Below are 16151 nucleotides of genomic sequence, written 5' to 3'. Positions count from 1 at the left end.
GAAATTTCAATATTCAAAAGATATCAGGGGTATGGGAGCACAGGGGAGACAATAAAGCAGATAAGAAATAGCTATTGCCCAATGCCCCATGCCCCATGCCCCATGCCCAAAACCTAACTAACTAAACTAACTTTGCCAGTGTCTAAATCGTAATAACCACCGACTATTTTCAGTTTGTTTTCTTTGATTAAACCAGCAAGCACTGGAGATGATTTCAACTTCTCAACTTGCAATAAAATGTTAGCCTTGCAAGCATTTTCTAATTTATCCCCAGGTTTATCTTGAGATTGATCTACAGCGGGTTTAATAGCAGCTAATAAACTCCCAATTTCTCCTGGCACTGCGGCACCTTTAATCGTGGCAGCTACAGCCCCGCATCTTTCATGACCTACTACTAAAATTAGTTTGGCACCTAAAACTAAGCTACCAAATTCGAGGCTACCAGTTTCTTCTGGTGTAGCAATATTACCAGCTACACGACAAACAAATAAATCACCTAATCCCTGGTCAAAAACTATTTCTGAAGGTACTCGGGAATCTGCACAACCAAGAATTGATGCAAAGGGATTTTGCCCTTTTGCAACTTCCTGCAAGCGTTTCAAGTTTTGATGGGGATTACGTTTTTTGGCTTTGACAAACCGATCATTGCCATCTAGCAATTCTTTGAGTGCAGCATCAGGTGTAATATCTTTTTTATCTTGCGCCGAGACTCTTTCTGGTGCAGCCAAATTGGAACCTAATCCGGCTGCTAATACTCCGCTACCAACTGCACCTGCACCTATTTTCAGTAAATTTCTACGAGAAAAATTAGTTTGGTTATATTGCTTTTTCATGATCTTTCCTCCCAACACAACACAAGGTTTCAAAAATTAAATGGTCTTCAAAAATTGATTAGTATTAAATCTCCCTTCCCAGTCCCCAATCCCCAATCCCCAATCCCCAATCCCCAATCCCCAGTCCCCAATCCCTAAAACATTAAATCCAAAAACTGTACTCCCCAAAATGGCCAAGTTACCCACATACCAAATACACCAACGCCTAATAGCACAGTGAAGGCATAAAATTGGGTTTGACCAGATGTACTATATTTCAAACCTTCGCCAGTTAATAGCGAGAACAAACCAACCAAATTTACAATACCATCCACGACAAAACGGTCGAGCATATCGGCAAATTTAGAAAGTTGGGCGACGCTGAAAATAATCGTCATCCGATAGATTTTTGGGGTGTAAAAATCGTAAGCCAACAAGTCTTGTAAAGGTTTCCAAGGTAGGCGAATTGGTTTAGGAATATTCCCGAGATAAATTACGCCAGTTACACCACAGCCAAACACACTTGACCAAATTAATAACAGTGCAACATCCTTATTCAGAATTACCCAACTTGGTAGTAATGATAAGCTTTGCAACACTAATGGCAGATGCAAGACAAAGCCTAGTAAAATCACCATTGGCAACACCATAGGCCAATGTACTTCAGGCGATCGCTCACTCATCTGTTTGGGTTTACCAGCAAAAATCAAACCGAATTCTCTGGTTAAACTCACAGCCGTTAAAGCGTTGACAGTTATCACCACACCCACCAATAAAGGTTGAGTTCCCCACAGTCCATCGATTAATTCCATCAACGCCCAAAAGCCGCCTAGGGGTGGAAAGCCAATTAATCCCAATGTTCCCACAATAAAAGCGATCGCAGATATGGGACGACGTGACCATAACCCACCCAACTGGGTAACATTTTGGGTAATGCTGTTCCAGATAATGCCGCCAGTACTCATTACTAGTAGTGCAGATGATACCGCATTAGCTAGTACTAACAACAATGCTGCTTCATCTTGTCTTGTACCTACCGCGATAAACACCAAGCCCATGTAAGCGCTGACAGAATAGGATTGACAGCGTTTAATATCAATTTGGGCGATCGCAATTAAGGAAGCACCAATGGCTGTAACTGCACCAATTGCGACCAAAGCGGAGGAAACGAAAGGTGACAAAGTTAACACTGGTTGCAGTTTAATTAATACCCACGCACCACTTGCAACCACCACCGAGTTCCGCAAAATTGTACTGGGAACAGGGCCTTCCATCGCCTCATCCAACCACAAATGCAGGGGGAATTGGGCGCATTTACCCATTGGCCCGGCAATCAAGGCTAAACCTACTAATGTAATCACAGTGGGGTCAACATTTGCAGTTGTCGCCCATTCAGCTAATTCTGTGTAATTCCAAGTTCCAGCTAAAGGCCATAACCCCAGTACACCCATCAGGAGGAACAAGTCACCCACCCGTTTGGTCAGGAAAGCATCTCTAGCACCGCTAACTACCAACGGCTGACTAAACCATAACCCGACTAGCAAGTAAGTTCCTAAAGTCAGAACTTCCAGAATTACATAACTAAAGAACAGGCTATTACACAAAACCAGGGCGCACAATCCCGCTTCAAATAATCCTAAGAGAGAATAGAAGCGTCCCCAGCCCCAATCCATTTCCATGTAACCAATGGCATAAATTTGCGCTAAACAATTTAAGCCAGTGATGACAGTCAATGCTCCCACACTAATAGAAGAAATTTCTAAAGCGATGGTAAGATTTAATCCAGCAGTAGACAGCCAAGGAATAAATACCTCTACAGGTGGTTGATTCCAAGTAGCAATAAATGCGATCGCACTATGCAAAAACGCCAGAGATGTCATGACCAAATTGACATAACCAGCCGGTCTTGGGCCAGTACGGCGAATGATCCCCGGTGACCAAGGAACGGCTAAAAGCCCACCTATTAAGGCATAGCACGGAACTAGCCATACAGTCTCTAAGAGAAACTGAGCCATGAAATTACCTCTATAACTTGCAGCAAAAGTTCGGGGCTATGAATCAAAAGGCTTTGATTGCACCTAACCCGACCAACTCAAATAATTCGATTTTATTTTTGCTTAATTTTGTTAGAAATAGCTTACCTTTATCTATGGCAAAAAGGAAATACTTTAATTAAATAAATCATCGATACTTTGTCTAACTAATTCTTATATGATGGCAGTATTCAATTAATGGATACTAACCATCAAGTTATATCTATGAATAAATTATGGGGATCAACCAATATTTACCATAGATTTTTACTTATTGACATAAATCACAAGAGACGCAATGAATTGCGCCTCTACAAAATCGTTGCAAACTTAGATCCCCGACTTTTTTGAAAAGTCGGGGATCTGGATAACACGAATGGTCACAAATTATGATAAGTGGTGAACTTGACCTTGCCAAACAGTAGCGACAATTGCAGGTGGTTGGTTGATTTGGCTGATGGGGGCGGGTTTCATGTCGCGGTAGTCGAGAATTTGAACAATAATAAGGTAGGCGATCGCTAAAATAATCGATATCGCACCTGTAATAATGGCAATAATTTTCGAGCGTTCCATTAAGCTTTCCGGTAAATGAATGTTTATGTTGTGCCTATATCCACATTGCCACAGACCACTAATTTACTGATAGACATCACTGCGATGGGCTATAAGCAGAATAGTGATGAGTGACTGCGCCTCATCTACTTGATAAACAACCCGCCAATCACCTACTCTGTAGCGCAATAAGCCGGAGAATTTACCTTTGAGGCGTTTAATGTTGGGATGCTCATAAGGATTTTCTCGCAGTTGATCAAAGCAACGATTCAGACGTTCTACTAACGATATATCTACTTCCTCATAAAACTTCTGAGCTTTGCGAGTTAACGCTAGTTCATACATGACGACGAATACTGTCAAATGATACCACTTCCCCAGCTTCAACTTCCTGCATAGCTTCTTGTAAAGCTTGCTCAAAACTAGGGATGTTCAACAGTTCTGCGGTGGCTTCGTTTTCTTCTCGTTCTTCTAAATACGCGATAAAATCGCTGACAACTCGCAGCTTTTCTGGGGAAAGACGCAGCAGACGCTTTTGTGCTTCCTCAAGAAGAAGAATGTTATCTGGCGCTGATTCCATAGATATTTCCATACTCAATATTCTCTATATGCTATCTAAATTCAGTAGGGTGAGCACTGCCCACAAGCAGTAAATCGCAAGGGTTTGGGCTTTTCGCAATTGCAATTATATAAATATTTTTGCGTACCCACTTATCGTAAGGGCACGGCATCCAAAGACTTTCGGTAAAACAGACAATTTATCGGTGCCGTGCCCCTACAATTTGGGTAATTTTGAAATTGGCAATCTCTAAAATCTCAAATTTGCACCTATTATCTTCAACGATGAGCTTGTTATCCTCAACGTTGCACCTTTTACCCTCAACGATGAGCCTTTTATCCTCGAAGTTGCACCTTTTATCCTCGAAATTGCGACTTTGGCGAGTTTATCAAGCCAATTTTTGATACCCTCGACCTTTACCACAATCAAAGCGTAGACCCCCGCGCTATTGCAATTGCATTCAAAAACCTGGCAGAAAATCACCCAGAAGCTGAGTTAGAAATTGTGGCAATGGAGAAACGCGGCGATGATAAATTCTTACTCAGAGCCAAAACCGCACCAGGGAGTGATAAATCCCAACTGAGTGCGGAATATTTTGATGACTATAATCAACTCAAAGCTTTATCCCAAAGTCAGCAATTATTACTTATAGAAAAAGATAGTCGCATTCTGAGCTTAGAAAATATGCTCACAACTGCGCTTCAGCAATCGAAATACTATATACAAGGAGATAACAAAGTGTCTGATATTAGCGGCATCAATATTCAAAATAGTACCAATGTTAGCGGAATTGCTGGCGGTGGTTCTGTCGCCAACCTGGGAACCATTAGCGGTAATGTGAATATTGCCCTCAATCAGTTACCCGATTCCCCCGAAGCAGATAAACCCGGAATCAAAGAATTGTTGACGCAATTACAAGAATCAATTTCTCAGTCATCAGAGTTATCAGATGACGATAAAGCTGAGGCGTTAGAACAGGTGCAAAGTTTAGCAGAAGCCGCGAAAACTCCCCAAGAGAATGGAAGTAAAAAGACTGCAAAGACTGCAATCACTATGTTGAAGGGAATATTTACAGGCTTACCTGCTGTGGCTTCTCTGGTGGAAGCGGGGAATAAATTATTGCCGCTAATTGCTAAGTTATTCGGTTTGGGATAAAGACGTAATTTTGGATTTACTTATCATCAAAATCCGCGTTATATGATGTCGGGCAAATTATAATATGTCACTGCGGACACTTCATTCTATTCGCAATGACGGGTATTTGAATGGACATGATATCAAATAATGTTGGCGACACATCAATATATTCTAGAGGGCAAGGCACTGCCCATAGGTGTCAACTTAACGTGAAACCCGCTTCGTTGCAAGGTTTTGCCCTCACCCCCAGCCCCTCTCCCACGGGGAGAAGGGAGCAAGAGATTTATTTAGTTCCCCTTCTCCTGCGGGAGAAGGGGTTAGGGGATGAGGGCGCGAGGTATTTGTACAACGCCCACCCTATATCGCTTTTAGCTTAAGTTGACACCTATGTACCTTGCCCCTACAATCTGTCGCATTCTTTTTGTAAATTGGTACTACTTAATCAATAGCCTCTTACCCATTACCCATTACCCCTTCCCCCTTCCCCATTACCCATTACCCATTCCCACTAACAATCCCAGACCACTGCACTTTTTTCTGCTGTTCTCGGCGATAAGAGAAAAAGTGTTCTGGGGTTTGGTAAGTGCAATAAGGAGCGATCGCAATTTGTTCGCCGCTAATTCCTAAGCTTTCTATTTGTAAGGTATTTACCCGCCGTACATCTACCCGCACTTTCCCTGGATCGCGATCGGGAATTAATGGGGAATTGGGTAGTTCATGTAAAGCATCAACTATTTTTTGTTCGTCTTCATGGCTGATAATGCTAGATCCAATTTCCGCAGCCACTTCAACAGAGACTTGGTAAACTTCACCTGCGATCGCAGGCCCCATTGCTATTCGCAAATTTTCTAGCTTGCTACCTTGTGCTTTTAATCTTGCGATCGCTTGGGGAACAATTTTTTTCGCAGTCCCCCGCCAGCCTGCATGAATGGCTGCGACTTGTCCGGTTTTGATATCACCAATTAGCACTGGCGTACAATCAGCGCTGGCTACCCACACCGCTTGCAAAGGTTGTTCGCTAACTAAACCATCTGCTGATGCTAATGCTGAATCGCCTTCACCATCCACATCATCCCCGCCATTGCTTAACTTATGATCAATTTCTTGCGGAGTCAAAACGGTATTGCCATGAACCTGTTTTAAGCGATAAACTGATGCGTCAGGTTGCAGTACCTGTGTTAATTCTTGTGGTGAACGTGGCCAAAACGGCTGGGTAAAGAAGCCGTGTTGCCAAGGTTCTAGGATACTACAAGTCAGGTAAGGCATTCCTTCCCAATTGCGCCAGTGCCAAGTGTGCATCGTCAACCAAACCTAAACAGAAACATCAAAATTAGCCAGTCAATTAATGCTAACTTGTACAACGGGATTTGGGTTAACTGCGTGAAATTAGATCGGCAATATTTAGAAGCAGCCCTCAAAGCAGGGCGACAGTATTCCTATTTACCATTTTCTCTACACATTTTTGATAGTGTAGCTTCTACTAACCAAACTCTCTGGGGCTTACTAGCAGAGGGCGCTAAACCAGGATGTGTCGTTATCGCTACTCAGCAAACTGCTGGACGTGGACAATGGGGTCGCCAGTGGAGTTCTCCTTCTGGAGGATTATATCTTTCGGTAGCGATTCAGCCTAAACTAGATGCTGTTAATAGTTACCAATTAACTTTAGCAAGTGCTTGGGGAATAGCTTCACAATTACAAAAATCTGGTGTCACTGTGGGGATTAAATGGCCTAATGATTTAGTTTTAGACGGCCGCAAACTAGGCGGAATTTTAACGGAAACGAAAATCAATCAAGGACAAATTACCCAAGCTGTAATTGGTGTGGGCATTAACTGGGCAAACCCTGTACCGGAAACTGGAATTAACTTGGAATTATGGCAAGCCTCACAGCTTAACAAAGCAATTCCTTCTCTAGAAATGTTAACTTCTCAAGTTTTATTAGGGATAGAATCCGGTCTGAAGTGCTTATTTGAAGAAGGAGTAAACATACTCTTGTCTGACTATCTGAATTTACTGATCAATATGGGCGATCGCATACACGTCAATCAACTTGCGGGTACTGTAATTGGGGTAACCCCTCAAGGTAATTTACGTGTAAATCTCGAAACTTATAATACAAAGGAAGTTATCTCATCAGAAATTTACATTGAACCCGGTACAATCAGTCTGGGTTACAAAAAATCTTCTGTTTAACTTTTAGGTTTGTTTACAATTCAGCTCTTTGGGCAAGACAAACCACAGCATCATCTGTTTACTTTTATTTACAAAAAACCGAGACAACAAATGACGCAGCTCCATAACTCTGCCCATAAACGTTTGCCAAAAACAACCAAACGCTTTGCCGCAACGCTACCAGCACAGAGTCTCTGTTGGCTGAGTAGCGTTAGCCTTTTAGGTAACGGTTTAGTCTTGGCGCAAACGGAAACATCTATAGATAACATCGTTCCTACTATTGAAAATACTCAACCTAGCGCTGCCACAGTTCCTGTTAAAAAAGATACTGTAACTCCAGAAGCTACTCGCCCACAAGTAGAATTTTCTGAACGGCGAGTCAGGCTGAAAAAGAGATTAAATCGGGAAAATGTTTCTCAATCATCACAACCAGTCACACCTGCAAAACCAAAAGTAGAAGCGGCTGAACCTGTGATTATTAGACGCGCACAACCCCAAGTTGAAACCAGCGTTAGAGAAGAAAAACCCAAAACCACAATCGCCACACCTAAGCCTTTACGAACTGTACCGGAAAAACTACCAGAAGTTGCCACACCAGCTAACACTCCTAAAAGCCCAGTTGGTAGCACGGAAGTTGAACCAAAACAAGATTACAATAACGCCTACATTGACCCCACCGATTACAAAGTAGGCGGTTCTAACTACCAAGCACCCAATTCTGTAATCATCACAGAACGTTCTAGTGGTTGCCGTACTACTTTACCTACAGGACAAGCTATATCAGGTAGTTTTTGTGCGAAACCTAGCAATCAGCCTGTAGCTGATGGTAGTAGCAAAGCCGCACCTTCTTGGCTCAGAAGAAGTCAAAGCACTAAATTAGCCAACTCTCCTGTTGTCAGACCAATTGCCAATACAGCTACCAGCAGCAGATGGCGCAGTCCTCAAGTAGCAACAGAGAATACTGTCGCCAATCGCATTGCGGCTAGCGTCACCAAGACTGCTTATCGTCCCAATCGCTTTATTCCTAACCCCAGCGAATTTGCTCCCACCAAAGTGAGCGAAACTGCGATCGCACCCAGTGGCGGTACTTTACCACCGCCAATGGCAGATGGGAATATTGCACCCCGTCCTAGCATGGTGGCTTACGACTTTCCTTTAGCTTCCACACTACCGCAAGTTCCCTTCGCCCCCAGAGTCGCCTATAACGGTCAGGGAATGATGTTCCCCTTAACCATCCCCGCACCAATTACCTCATTATTTGGCTGGCGGATTCACCCCATCACAGGCGATCGCCGCTTCCACGCGGGTACAGACTTAGGTGCGCCTATGGGTACACCAGTGTTAGCCGCAGCCTCTGGTCAAGTAGAAAGCGCTGATTGGATGGGTGGCTACGGTTTAGCTGTCACCATCAACCACCCTTCTGCTCAACAAACTCTCTACGGTCACTTATCACAAATCTTTGTCCGACCCGGTCAAATGGTGGAACCAGGAACCGTAATTGGGCAAGTTGGTAGCACTGGTAACTCTACAGGCCCCCACCTGCACTTTGAAGTCCGCCACCTGACACAAAATGGTTGGGTAGCCACCGACCCCGGGGTATACTTAAACACAGCTTTAAGTCAAATGATTCAACCAGCGCAAACAGCCCAGCTGAACAAGGAACCGGGTAGTTAGGTTGGGGATTGGGGACTGGGGACTGGGGACTGGGGAACTCGGGGCCCCCTCTGGGGATAAGGGGTAATGGGGACTGGGGACTGGGGACTGGGGACTGGAGATGAGGAAGATGAGGGAGATGAGGGAGAAATCCCCATTACCAATTACCCATTACCAATTACCCAATGCCCTATGCCCTATGCCCTATGCCCCATGCCCCATGCCCAATGCCCAATGCCCCATGCCCTATTACAAATACCCATGTTCTGCTAGAAATGCGGGTGTAATCCCATCTGAATTGGAGTCTTCGACACTATTAGGGTTTGGTTTGCCGGAGTAAAGGAATTTTTCGACATATTTGCCGAGAATATCTCCCTCAAGATTCACTAAACTGCCAGGGACTAAATAGCGAAGATTGGTTTCGGCGTAGGTGAGAGGTATGACCGCCACGGTGAACTGAGAGAGTTCTGGTTCGTATGCGGCAACAGTGAGACTAATTCCATTCACGGCAATGCTACCTTTGGGCACAATGTACCGCGCGATCGCCTCAGATGCAATAAAGGTCATTTCCCAAGAAGTCGCTGTTTGTTCTGCTGTCACCAACCGACCTGTACCGTCTACATGACCCATGACAAAATGACCGCCTACTTTGCTTCCTACCCGCAACGACGCTTCTAGGTTGACATATTTCTGTGGCGTGTCTTCACTTCCTAAAGTCGTGCGGCGCAGGGTTTCTGGTGATGCAGTGGCGATAAAACCATCTTTTAAAATTTCTTCTACTGTCAAGCAAACGCCATCAACAGCTATACTGTCGCCGTAAGCTATATCCTGCATAATTAAATCAGATGACTGACTTACACAAGTAATTTGCCAAGAATCTCCCCCTAAGGGTTTCATCGTTCCCAATGCTTGAATTAATCCTGTAAACACGGCTTTTTTGTGAAACTAACTCTATTTATTGCCTAATCTTGCCGAAAATCCACTGGTAATTATCTGTATAAATGTAGCAAAATCTGAGTATATTTTCTGACGGTATTTAGGATAGGGATATTATCACATTAGCATCCAGAACAAGGCATACTTGGGTAAGAAGGATATTGTCGAAATAGACAACTTTGACTTACTCTGGTGTTCACATCAAGTTCGGAGTTTAATAGAAGCAATTATAAAAAACAAATGCCTATGTTTATTCCTGTCCTTAATTTAAACCCTCGAGGGTATTATTTGCTACTAATTAACCAAGTTGTTCAAGGAGTGTAGAGGCTGAGCCAATGATTGAAATGAGAGTCGCTGGCATAGCATTAGATGCCATAACCCGCAGCCCCATTGTACTTTTAAAAGATGCATCCGATCGCCGTGCTTTGCCAATTTATATTGGTCAAGAACAAGCTAGGGCAATTGCGGGAGCTATCGAGAGTCAAAAGCCGCCACGGCCTTTAACTCACGATTTAATGGTGAATATTCTAGAAACCTGGAACTTAACTCTAGATAAAGTTATTATTCACTCCTTGCAAAAAGATACATTTTATGCAGCGTTAGTGGTCAAGCAAGGTGAAACCACCAAAGAAATTGACGCGCGTCCTAGCGATGCGATCGCCATTGCTTTGCGGACAAATGCCCCCATTTGGGTAATGGAAGAAGTAATCGCTGATGCTTCTATCCCCGTTGACCGTGATGCTGATGAAGCAGAACAACAAGCCTTCCGGGAATTTATTTCTAATCTCCGTCCTGAAGATTTAATCAAGCGCTTTGGTAATAGCGAAAGTTAGCACAACTGAAGAGCTACAATTTCAAACAGTCACAAGCCTTGATGTATTAACCTTTTGACTTTTGACTTTTGACTGACTCGGCAAGCGGTACTAGGGGCTAGGGAGTAGATAAGAGAGATTTTTATGTTTAGGTGTGAGATGTGTTCGTCAAGAGTTCGCTGGAAAATAGGATTTGGTGTTTGGTATTTGGCGTTTGGGTTTTAGAAGACAAATGCCAAATGGCAAATAACAAATGACAAACGACAAATAAAAAATGCAATATAGACGCTTTGGCAAAACTAATTTGCGCTTGTCCGTGTTTTCTTTAGGAACAATGCGCTACCTAGCTGATGCAGAAACAGCTCGGCAAACTATTGAAAAAGCCCTAGCATTAGGCATTAATCATATAGAAACTGCTAGAGGTTATGGCAAAAGTGAGGAGTATTTAGGTAAAGCGCTCCAAGCTGGTTTGTCAGTCCCCCGTTCTCAACTTCACATCACTACTAAAATTCCGCCTACAGCTGATGCTGACACCATGCGTCGCTATATCGATGAATCTCTAGAAAAATTGCACCTAGATTATTTAGATTGCTTGGGGATTCATGGGTTAAATACTTGGGAACATCTAGAGATGGTGCAAGCTGGTTGTATACAAGCTGTGCAAGAAGCGATCGCAGATGGTAGGGTCAAGCACGTTGGTTTTTCTACCCACGGATCGTTAGATGTTATTTTAGCGGCAATTAATACAGATTTATTTGAATTTGTCAATCTGCACTATTACTATTTTTTCCAGCGTCATGCAGCAGCAATACAGCTAGCAGCCGCCAAGGATATGGGGATATTTATCATTTCTCCTGCGGATAAAGGAGGAAGACTTTACACACCACCCCCAAAATTAAAAGAATTGTGTGATCCATTTTCGCCCTTAGAGTTAAATTATCGATTTTTATTGAGCGACTCCCGCATTACTACCCTCAGTGTCGGGCCAGCAAATCCAGAGGAATTAATCGAACCTTTGCGAGTTGCTGATAGCATTAATGAACTTACACCAGCAGAAATTTCAGCTTTTCAAGCTTTAGAAAATCAAACCAAAATTGCCTTAGCAACTGATAAATGTAGCCAGTGTTTTGCTTGTTTACCTTGCCCAGAAAATATTAATATTCCAGAGGTATTACGGTTACGCAACCTGGCAGTAGCATACGATATGACAGACTATGGCAAATATCGTTATGGAATGTTTGAAAATGCCGGTCATTGGTTTCCGGGAATGAAAGCCAACCGTTGTACAGAATGCGGTGACTGTTTACCAAGATGTCCCGAAGAGTTAAATATTCCCGCTTTATTAACAGATACCCACGAAAGATTAAGCGGCAAAGCTGGTAGAAGATTGTGGGGGTGAGCGCGTTACACTATTCGTTGAGAGCGATCGCTATCCCCTAAAATTATGCAAGTTACACAACAGCGATACTACACCCCCGAGGAATATCTCGAACTAGAAGCAACTGCTGACTACAAAAGTGAATATATTGATGGGTATATCATTCCGATGGCTGGTGGTACAGTAAATCACAATCGAATTGCAGGTAACTTTTATGCTGTGTTGAACTTTGCCTTCAGACAACAAACATACGAAGTATTTAACAGCGATATGCGGTTATGGATACCGCAAAAACGGATATACACTTACCCAGATGTTACCGTAATCGCAGGTAAACCAGAATTTTTCAACAACCGCACAGATATAATCGTCAATCCACAGGTGATTGTAGAAGTTTTATCACAATCTACCAAAGCATACGATCGCGAAGCTAAATTCCAAGCATACCGCACAATTCCCAGCTTTCAAGAATATCTGTTAATTGACCAAACCCGGATTCATGTAGAACAATTTTCCAAAACGGGCAAGAAACAATGGACATTGCGCGAGTACGATGAAGAAGATGAAGCGATCGCACTTGTAACGGTACCTTTTACTATTTCCTTAAGCGATTTATATAACAAGGTAAATTTTGAGCTTGTGGAGTCGGAAGTTCAAGAACTTAATGTAGAAGAGTGACATAAAGTACGAGCAATACTTTTTATTTTAGATGTGTTTTTTCTCAGATAATCAAGCAACGAATTTAAATTTAATTGATATTATCGCATTTCCCAATTTAGTAAGGTATACCAATTTTAAAAAAGAATGCTACAGATTGTAGGGGCAAGGCAATGCCCACCTGTGTCAACTTAACGTGAAACCCGCTTGGTTGAAAGGTTTCCGCCCTCACCCCCAGCCCCTCTCCCACAGGGCTACGGTGTACACAGAAGTCTTGAAATCCTACCTGGAAGGGAGTTTTAAACTCAGATAAAAATCGCTCAAAACCTGTCATTGCGAGCGAAGCGTTCGCGTAGCGTCTCGCAGAGAAGCAATAAGAGCACCAAGCGATTGCTTCGTCGTTCCTCCTCGCAATGACAATTTAAGGGGGTTGAAATCCCTGAAACGTATGCGGAGAGTACTTGTGTGTACACCGTAGCTCCCACAGGGAGAAGGGAGCAAGAGATTTAGTTCCCCTTCTCCTGCGGGAGAAGGGGTTAGGGGATGAGGGCGCGAGGTATTTGTACCACGCCCGCCCTATATCGCTTTTAGCTTAAGTTGACACCACTGGGCATTGCCTTGCCCTGTAGAATATATTGATGTGTCGCAAACATTATTTGAATCGTTATAATTTTAGGGAATTGGTGGAACCCTAAATCTGTACATCCTGTTTGAATGATAAAAGTAGTGAAATCAATCAGAAATCTCTAACTTTTACAGGAGAAGGAGGCGCAGAAAATACGATGATATTTCTCACATTACTAACATAACGACCGCCTGCTTTATCTCCTGGAACAACTAACCGAGCGAATCCTTCATCTATTAAAGGTACGACTGTACCATCACTAGCTTTTTTTTCAAAGGCAACTAGCACTGTTTTGGCTTCAAAGTTAGGGTGAATTTCGCCAATAGCGACAACTGCACCATAGCAATCTGTAGCGTCAACTAAAACAGATTGTCTGAGAAAAGAGTTTTTAGAATTTACCCCAGGATTTCCAGATTTTAGACCACCTGCAGCTTGTGGATTATTAATTAATTCCCATAGGGGAACTCCATAGTATGTTTCTGTACGCGCGCCTGAACCAGTTTGAAAGCTGACAGTAACTTCTGTAACTAATGCAGGGTTTTGGGTTTTTAAATTATCTCGTAAAGTTCTCAGCTTGTGTAAGTTATAGGTATTAGGATTATTGATTTCTCCACCCAAGCGAAAATTCTGAGAAGTACCTCCAGCACACTTATTTTTATTCCAAATGGATGGTGTTTCTTCTCGATTCCAAGGAGCATCATTCCTAGAATCAGCTAAACTAGGTTGTGATAAAACTAGTACCGATAGTATTAAAGATGTAATAGGAAAATTGCGACTCAAATGCATAAAACATTTCTCCATTAACTATTGAATATTGAAGATTGAAAAAATTAGATGCATAACAACTCCTCTCCAGATTGTTGGTACTCGAATTGGAGTTGTTGCATATTGGTGAAGAATTTAAAACCTAAATGTAGTCCTCAGAACACCTGTATAGATGGTGTCGTTATTACTGTTATGTTCTGGATTAAATATCACAATTAATCCAGGTGTAATCGAAAGATTACTATTTACCTGATAACGATATAAAGCCTCTACATGGAAAGATGTACCAGTATCTATACGTCTATCGGGAACAAGATTAGTAGCGCTAACGCTATTGTTGCCAAAGTCGTTACCAGTTACTTTCGGTGGTTGTCCAAAGATAATACCTGCGAGATTACCCTTTTTACCAAAGTCAGGGAAAGCTAAAGTTACAGCCCAGTTCCAAATGTCTGCTTTATCGCCGCGATTGACATTCGCACCTGAACTATTTTCTGCGATCGCCTGAGTATATCCCACCCAACCGCCAAGGGTAAATTGGGGACTGAAACGATAATTAGCTTGCAAACCATAGTTGTTGGTTGTGGTGTTCACCGGAGTAGTAGCACTAGAGTTGAAGGGATTATTCGCAAATGCACTCCCATAGGAACCGGAAACTACCACATCACCATCATTATTAGAGCCTCTGAGGTAGGAATGTGCATAAGTTAAACCCAAAGTAAAGTCTTTGTTGGGCTGAAATGCTAATTGTGCTAAAGCGCCATAACTACCGTCAAATAAACCTTTACCGTCACTTGGTTCGCTACCTCTGCGCGCTAAATAACCGCCAGATAAGGTGATGGTGTCGCTTAACTTGAAAATTGCACTCACACCCGAACCTGTATTGCTGGCTGAGGAGGTATTACTAGTACGGTAAATTGGAGAGAAACGACCAAAGCGGGATAAGGAACCAACGGGAGTGGAAGACAACAAGGGGTTAAAGGTGTTGAAATTGTCGTAGAACTCGCCTCCAATCGCATCAACGATGATGTTGAGTTTTTCACCCACAGGAAAACGATAATACAACTTGCCCATCTGAACACTGTTATCAGCATTATTGGTGGTGTCCCAGGATGTGCGCGTCATGTTTGTACCTGTGACTGCACCACTAAAAGCTGTAGTGTTATTGGCTTCTAAACGAGTAAATAGTTGATCTTTACCTGTGAAGCTAGTAATTAAGTTGAGGCGGATGCGATCGCTAAATGTAGCTCTATCTTGTAATCTCCTTCCACCTGATGCTGCATATTGATTGTTGGCAAAAGTGTTTCTAGTTGCGCCTGCGGGTCTAGCATTGATTTCGTTCCACACATCCGAGTTCAACGCGCGATCGCCACCAAACACACTACCAAGACTGAAAATTACTTCTCCACTCAACTTGGTAGTAGCAGAAAACTGTTGACTTTCTAAGGTAGCTGTCCGTCCCTCCAAGCCATCTAACCTACCTCTGAGTTCTGTTAATCCATCAGCAAACTCTTGTTGCAATTTCTGCAAGGTTTCTAAATCTTGCTTTGTGACTAAATCTGCTGTACCAGTGGCTATCAGTTCATTAACTCGATTCAAACAAGCATTCAAACCTGCTGCAAATTCATAGCGAGTCATAGCCCGACTTCCGCGAAAGCTGCTATCTGGATATCCCGCAATGCAACCATAGCGCTCTACCAAAGACTGCAAAGCTTGAAAGGCCCAATCTGTTGGCTGTACATCAGACAGTTGCGATACTGATGTTACCTGCTCCATTGCAGCGTTTGGCTGTGCATTTTCATCTACAACCGACTGGCTTTGTGGCGATATTTCTGTTTGTGATTGATTGATTTGGCTATCAGCCTGTAATTGGTTGGTATTTTCTGCAACAGGAGTTGCTGATGCAGTTTTACCTAGCATCATACTAGCTAGCACTAGTAACAATGAAGACTTTATAAAAGTGGACATTACCCTCACACCTCAAATCTATATTAAACCGACATTGTCGGTATTAATCCAACTATGTTGGTATATATTAGCAAGAATAATGGAATTTTAGAACT

At 42.8% G+C, this 16151-nt stretch carries 16 protein-coding genes; 7 read left to right on the top strand and 9 right to left on the bottom strand.

What is annotated here, in order from left to right; genetic code table 11:
* Positions 1-113: 113 nt before the first annotated feature.
* The 5 genes from HG267_RS20030 to HG267_RS20010 form a co-directional block, all read right to left on the bottom strand.
* A complete protein-coding gene (locus HG267_RS20030) occupies positions 114-833 on the bottom strand; it encodes a carbonic anhydrase (RefSeq protein ID WP_045867521.1) in 720 nt (239 codons plus the stop codon).
* A gap of 134 nt (positions 834-967) precedes the next feature.
* Positions 968-2827 carry an NAD(P)H-quinone oxidoreductase subunit F gene (locus HG267_RS20025; RefSeq protein ID WP_045867522.1) on the bottom strand — a complete coding sequence of 620 codons (1860 nt, stop codon included), beginning with the start codon at positions 2825-2827 and terminating at the stop codon, positions 968-970.
* A gap of 405 nt (positions 2828-3232) precedes the next feature.
* Entirely contained in the window at positions 3233-3418 is a 186-nt protein-coding gene (locus tag HG267_RS20020; protein WP_045867523.1) for a hypothetical protein, read from the bottom strand.
* 63 nt (positions 3419-3481) lie between these two features.
* Entirely contained in the window at positions 3482-3760 is a 279-nt protein-coding gene (locus HG267_RS20015; protein WP_228045778.1) for a type II toxin-antitoxin system RelE family toxin, read from the bottom strand.
* Positions 3735-3977: a hypothetical protein gene (locus HG267_RS20010; protein WP_045867525.1), complete on the bottom strand. Its 243-nt coding sequence runs from the start codon at positions 3975-3977 to the stop codon at positions 3735-3737. Before HG267_RS20010 ends, HG267_RS20015 begins: the two co-directional genes overlap by 26 nt.
* A gap of 489 nt (positions 3978-4466) precedes the next feature.
* Here HG267_RS20010 and HG267_RS20005 point away from each other — a divergent pair, with 489 nt between their 5' ends.
* A complete protein-coding gene (locus tag HG267_RS20005; RefSeq protein WP_263419958.1) occupies positions 4467-5111 on the top strand; it encodes a hypothetical protein in 645 nt (214 codons plus the stop codon).
* 477 nt (positions 5112-5588) lie between these two features.
* Here the strand turns inward: HG267_RS20005 and pgeF are convergent, their stop codons facing one another.
* Positions 5589-6392, bottom strand: coding sequence for a peptidoglycan editing factor PgeF (pgeF, locus tag HG267_RS20000; RefSeq protein ID WP_045867527.1), 804 nt, complete (start codon positions 6390-6392; stop codon positions 5589-5591).
* Between the two features lie 81 nt (positions 6393-6473).
* Between pgeF and HG267_RS19995 the strand changes: the two genes are divergently transcribed.
* The 3 genes from HG267_RS19995 (at position 6474) to HG267_RS19985 (ending at position 9191) form a co-directional block, all read left to right on the top strand.
* Complete coding sequence (locus tag HG267_RS19995; protein ID WP_045868778.1) at positions 6474-7286, top strand: biotin--[acetyl-CoA-carboxylase] ligase; 813 nt, start codon at positions 6474-6476, stop codon at positions 7284-7286.
* Positions 7287-7376: 90 nt separating this feature from the next.
* A complete protein-coding gene (locus tag HG267_RS19990; protein WP_045868779.1) occupies positions 7377-8939 on the top strand; it encodes a M23 family metallopeptidase in 1563 nt (520 codons plus the stop codon).
* Positions 8940-9005: 66 nt separating this feature from the next.
* Entirely contained in the window at positions 9006-9191 is a 186-nt protein-coding gene (locus HG267_RS19985) for a hypothetical protein (protein WP_155538903.1), read from the top strand.
* Here the strand turns inward: HG267_RS19985 and HG267_RS19980 are convergent.
* Positions 9168-9848 (bottom strand): riboflavin synthase, encoded by a 681-nt coding sequence (locus HG267_RS19980; protein ID WP_045867528.1) that lies wholly within the window; start codon positions 9846-9848, stop codon positions 9168-9170. The genes HG267_RS19985 and HG267_RS19980 overlap by 24 nt on opposite strands.
* A 341-nt stretch (positions 9849-10189) precedes the next feature.
* On the opposite strand from HG267_RS19980, the gene HG267_RS19975 reads away from it, so the two are divergent.
* The 3 genes from HG267_RS19975 (at position 10190) to HG267_RS19965 (ending at position 12722) form a co-directional block, all read left to right on the top strand.
* Positions 10190-10687 carry a bifunctional nuclease family protein gene (locus tag HG267_RS19975; protein WP_045867529.1) on the top strand — a complete coding sequence of 166 codons (498 nt, stop codon included), beginning with the start codon at positions 10190-10192 and terminating at the stop codon, positions 10685-10687.
* Between the two features lie 253 nt (positions 10688-10940).
* The gene (locus HG267_RS19970; protein WP_045867530.1) at positions 10941-12065 is read left to right on the top strand and encodes an aldo/keto reductase; all 1125 of its coding nucleotides are present in this window, start codon (positions 10941-10943) and stop codon (positions 12063-12065) included.
* A 45-nt stretch (positions 12066-12110) separates the two neighbouring features.
* Complete coding sequence (locus HG267_RS19965) at positions 12111-12722, top strand: Uma2 family endonuclease (RefSeq protein WP_045867531.1); 612 nt, start codon at positions 12111-12113, stop codon at positions 12720-12722.
* Positions 12723-13437: 715 nt separating this feature from the next.
* Here the strand turns inward: HG267_RS19965 and HG267_RS19960 are convergent.
* Entirely contained in the window at positions 13438-14112 is a 675-nt protein-coding gene (locus HG267_RS19960; protein WP_045867533.1) for a hypothetical protein, read from the bottom strand.
* Positions 14113-14226: 114 nt separating this feature from the next.
* Complete coding sequence (locus HG267_RS19955; protein WP_052335026.1) at positions 14227-16056, bottom strand: iron uptake porin; 1830 nt, start codon at positions 16054-16056, stop codon at positions 14227-14229.
* Positions 16057-16151: the final 95 nt, after the last annotated feature.

Source organism: Tolypothrix sp. PCC 7601 (assembly GCF_025677855.1).
Lineage (GTDB): Bacteria > Cyanobacteriota > Cyanobacteriia > Cyanobacteriales > Nostocaceae > Aulosira > Aulosira diplosiphon.
Note: the sequence above shows the minus strand (reverse complement) of the source record. Positions and strands in the feature narration are given on the sequence as shown.

Coding starts and splice junctions, on each gene's coding strand:
- pgeF (WP_045867527.1), bottom strand. CDS start 6,392: ATGCACACTTGGCACTGGCGCAATTGGGAAGGAATGCCTTACCTGACT.
- HG267_RS20005 (WP_263419958.1), top strand. CDS start 4,467: ATGGAGAAACGCGGCGATGATAAATTCTTACTCAGAGCCAAAACCGCA.
- HG267_RS19990 (WP_045868779.1), top strand. CDS start 7,377: ATGACGCAGCTCCATAACTCTGCCCATAAACGTTTGCCAAAAACAACC.
- HG267_RS20020 (WP_045867523.1), bottom strand. CDS start 3,418: ATGGAACGCTCGAAAATTATTGCCATTATTACAGGTGCGATATCGATT.
- HG267_RS20030 (WP_045867521.1), bottom strand. CDS start 833: ATGAAAAAGCAATATAACCAAACTAATTTTTCTCGTAGAAATTTACTG.
- HG267_RS19955 (WP_052335026.1), bottom strand. CDS start 16,056: ATGTCCACTTTTATAAAGTCTTCATTGTTACTAGTGCTAGCTAGTATG.
- HG267_RS19960 (WP_045867533.1), bottom strand. CDS start 14,112: ATGCATTTGAGTCGCAATTTTCCTATTACATCTTTAATACTATCGGTA.
- HG267_RS20025 (WP_045867522.1), bottom strand. CDS start 2,827: ATGGCTCAGTTTCTCTTAGAGACTGTATGGCTAGTTCCGTGCTATGCC.
- HG267_RS19975 (WP_045867529.1), top strand. CDS start 10,190: ATGATTGAAATGAGAGTCGCTGGCATAGCATTAGATGCCATAACCCGC.
- HG267_RS19965 (WP_045867531.1), top strand. CDS start 12,111: ATGCAAGTTACACAACAGCGATACTACACCCCCGAGGAATATCTCGAA.
- HG267_RS19985 (WP_155538903.1), top strand. CDS start 9,006: ATGGGGACTGGGGACTGGGGACTGGGGACTGGAGATGAGGAAGATGAG.
- HG267_RS19970 (WP_045867530.1), top strand. CDS start 10,941: ATGCAATATAGACGCTTTGGCAAAACTAATTTGCGCTTGTCCGTGTTT.
- HG267_RS20010 (WP_045867525.1), bottom strand. CDS start 3,977: ATGGAATCAGCGCCAGATAACATTCTTCTTCTTGAGGAAGCACAAAAG.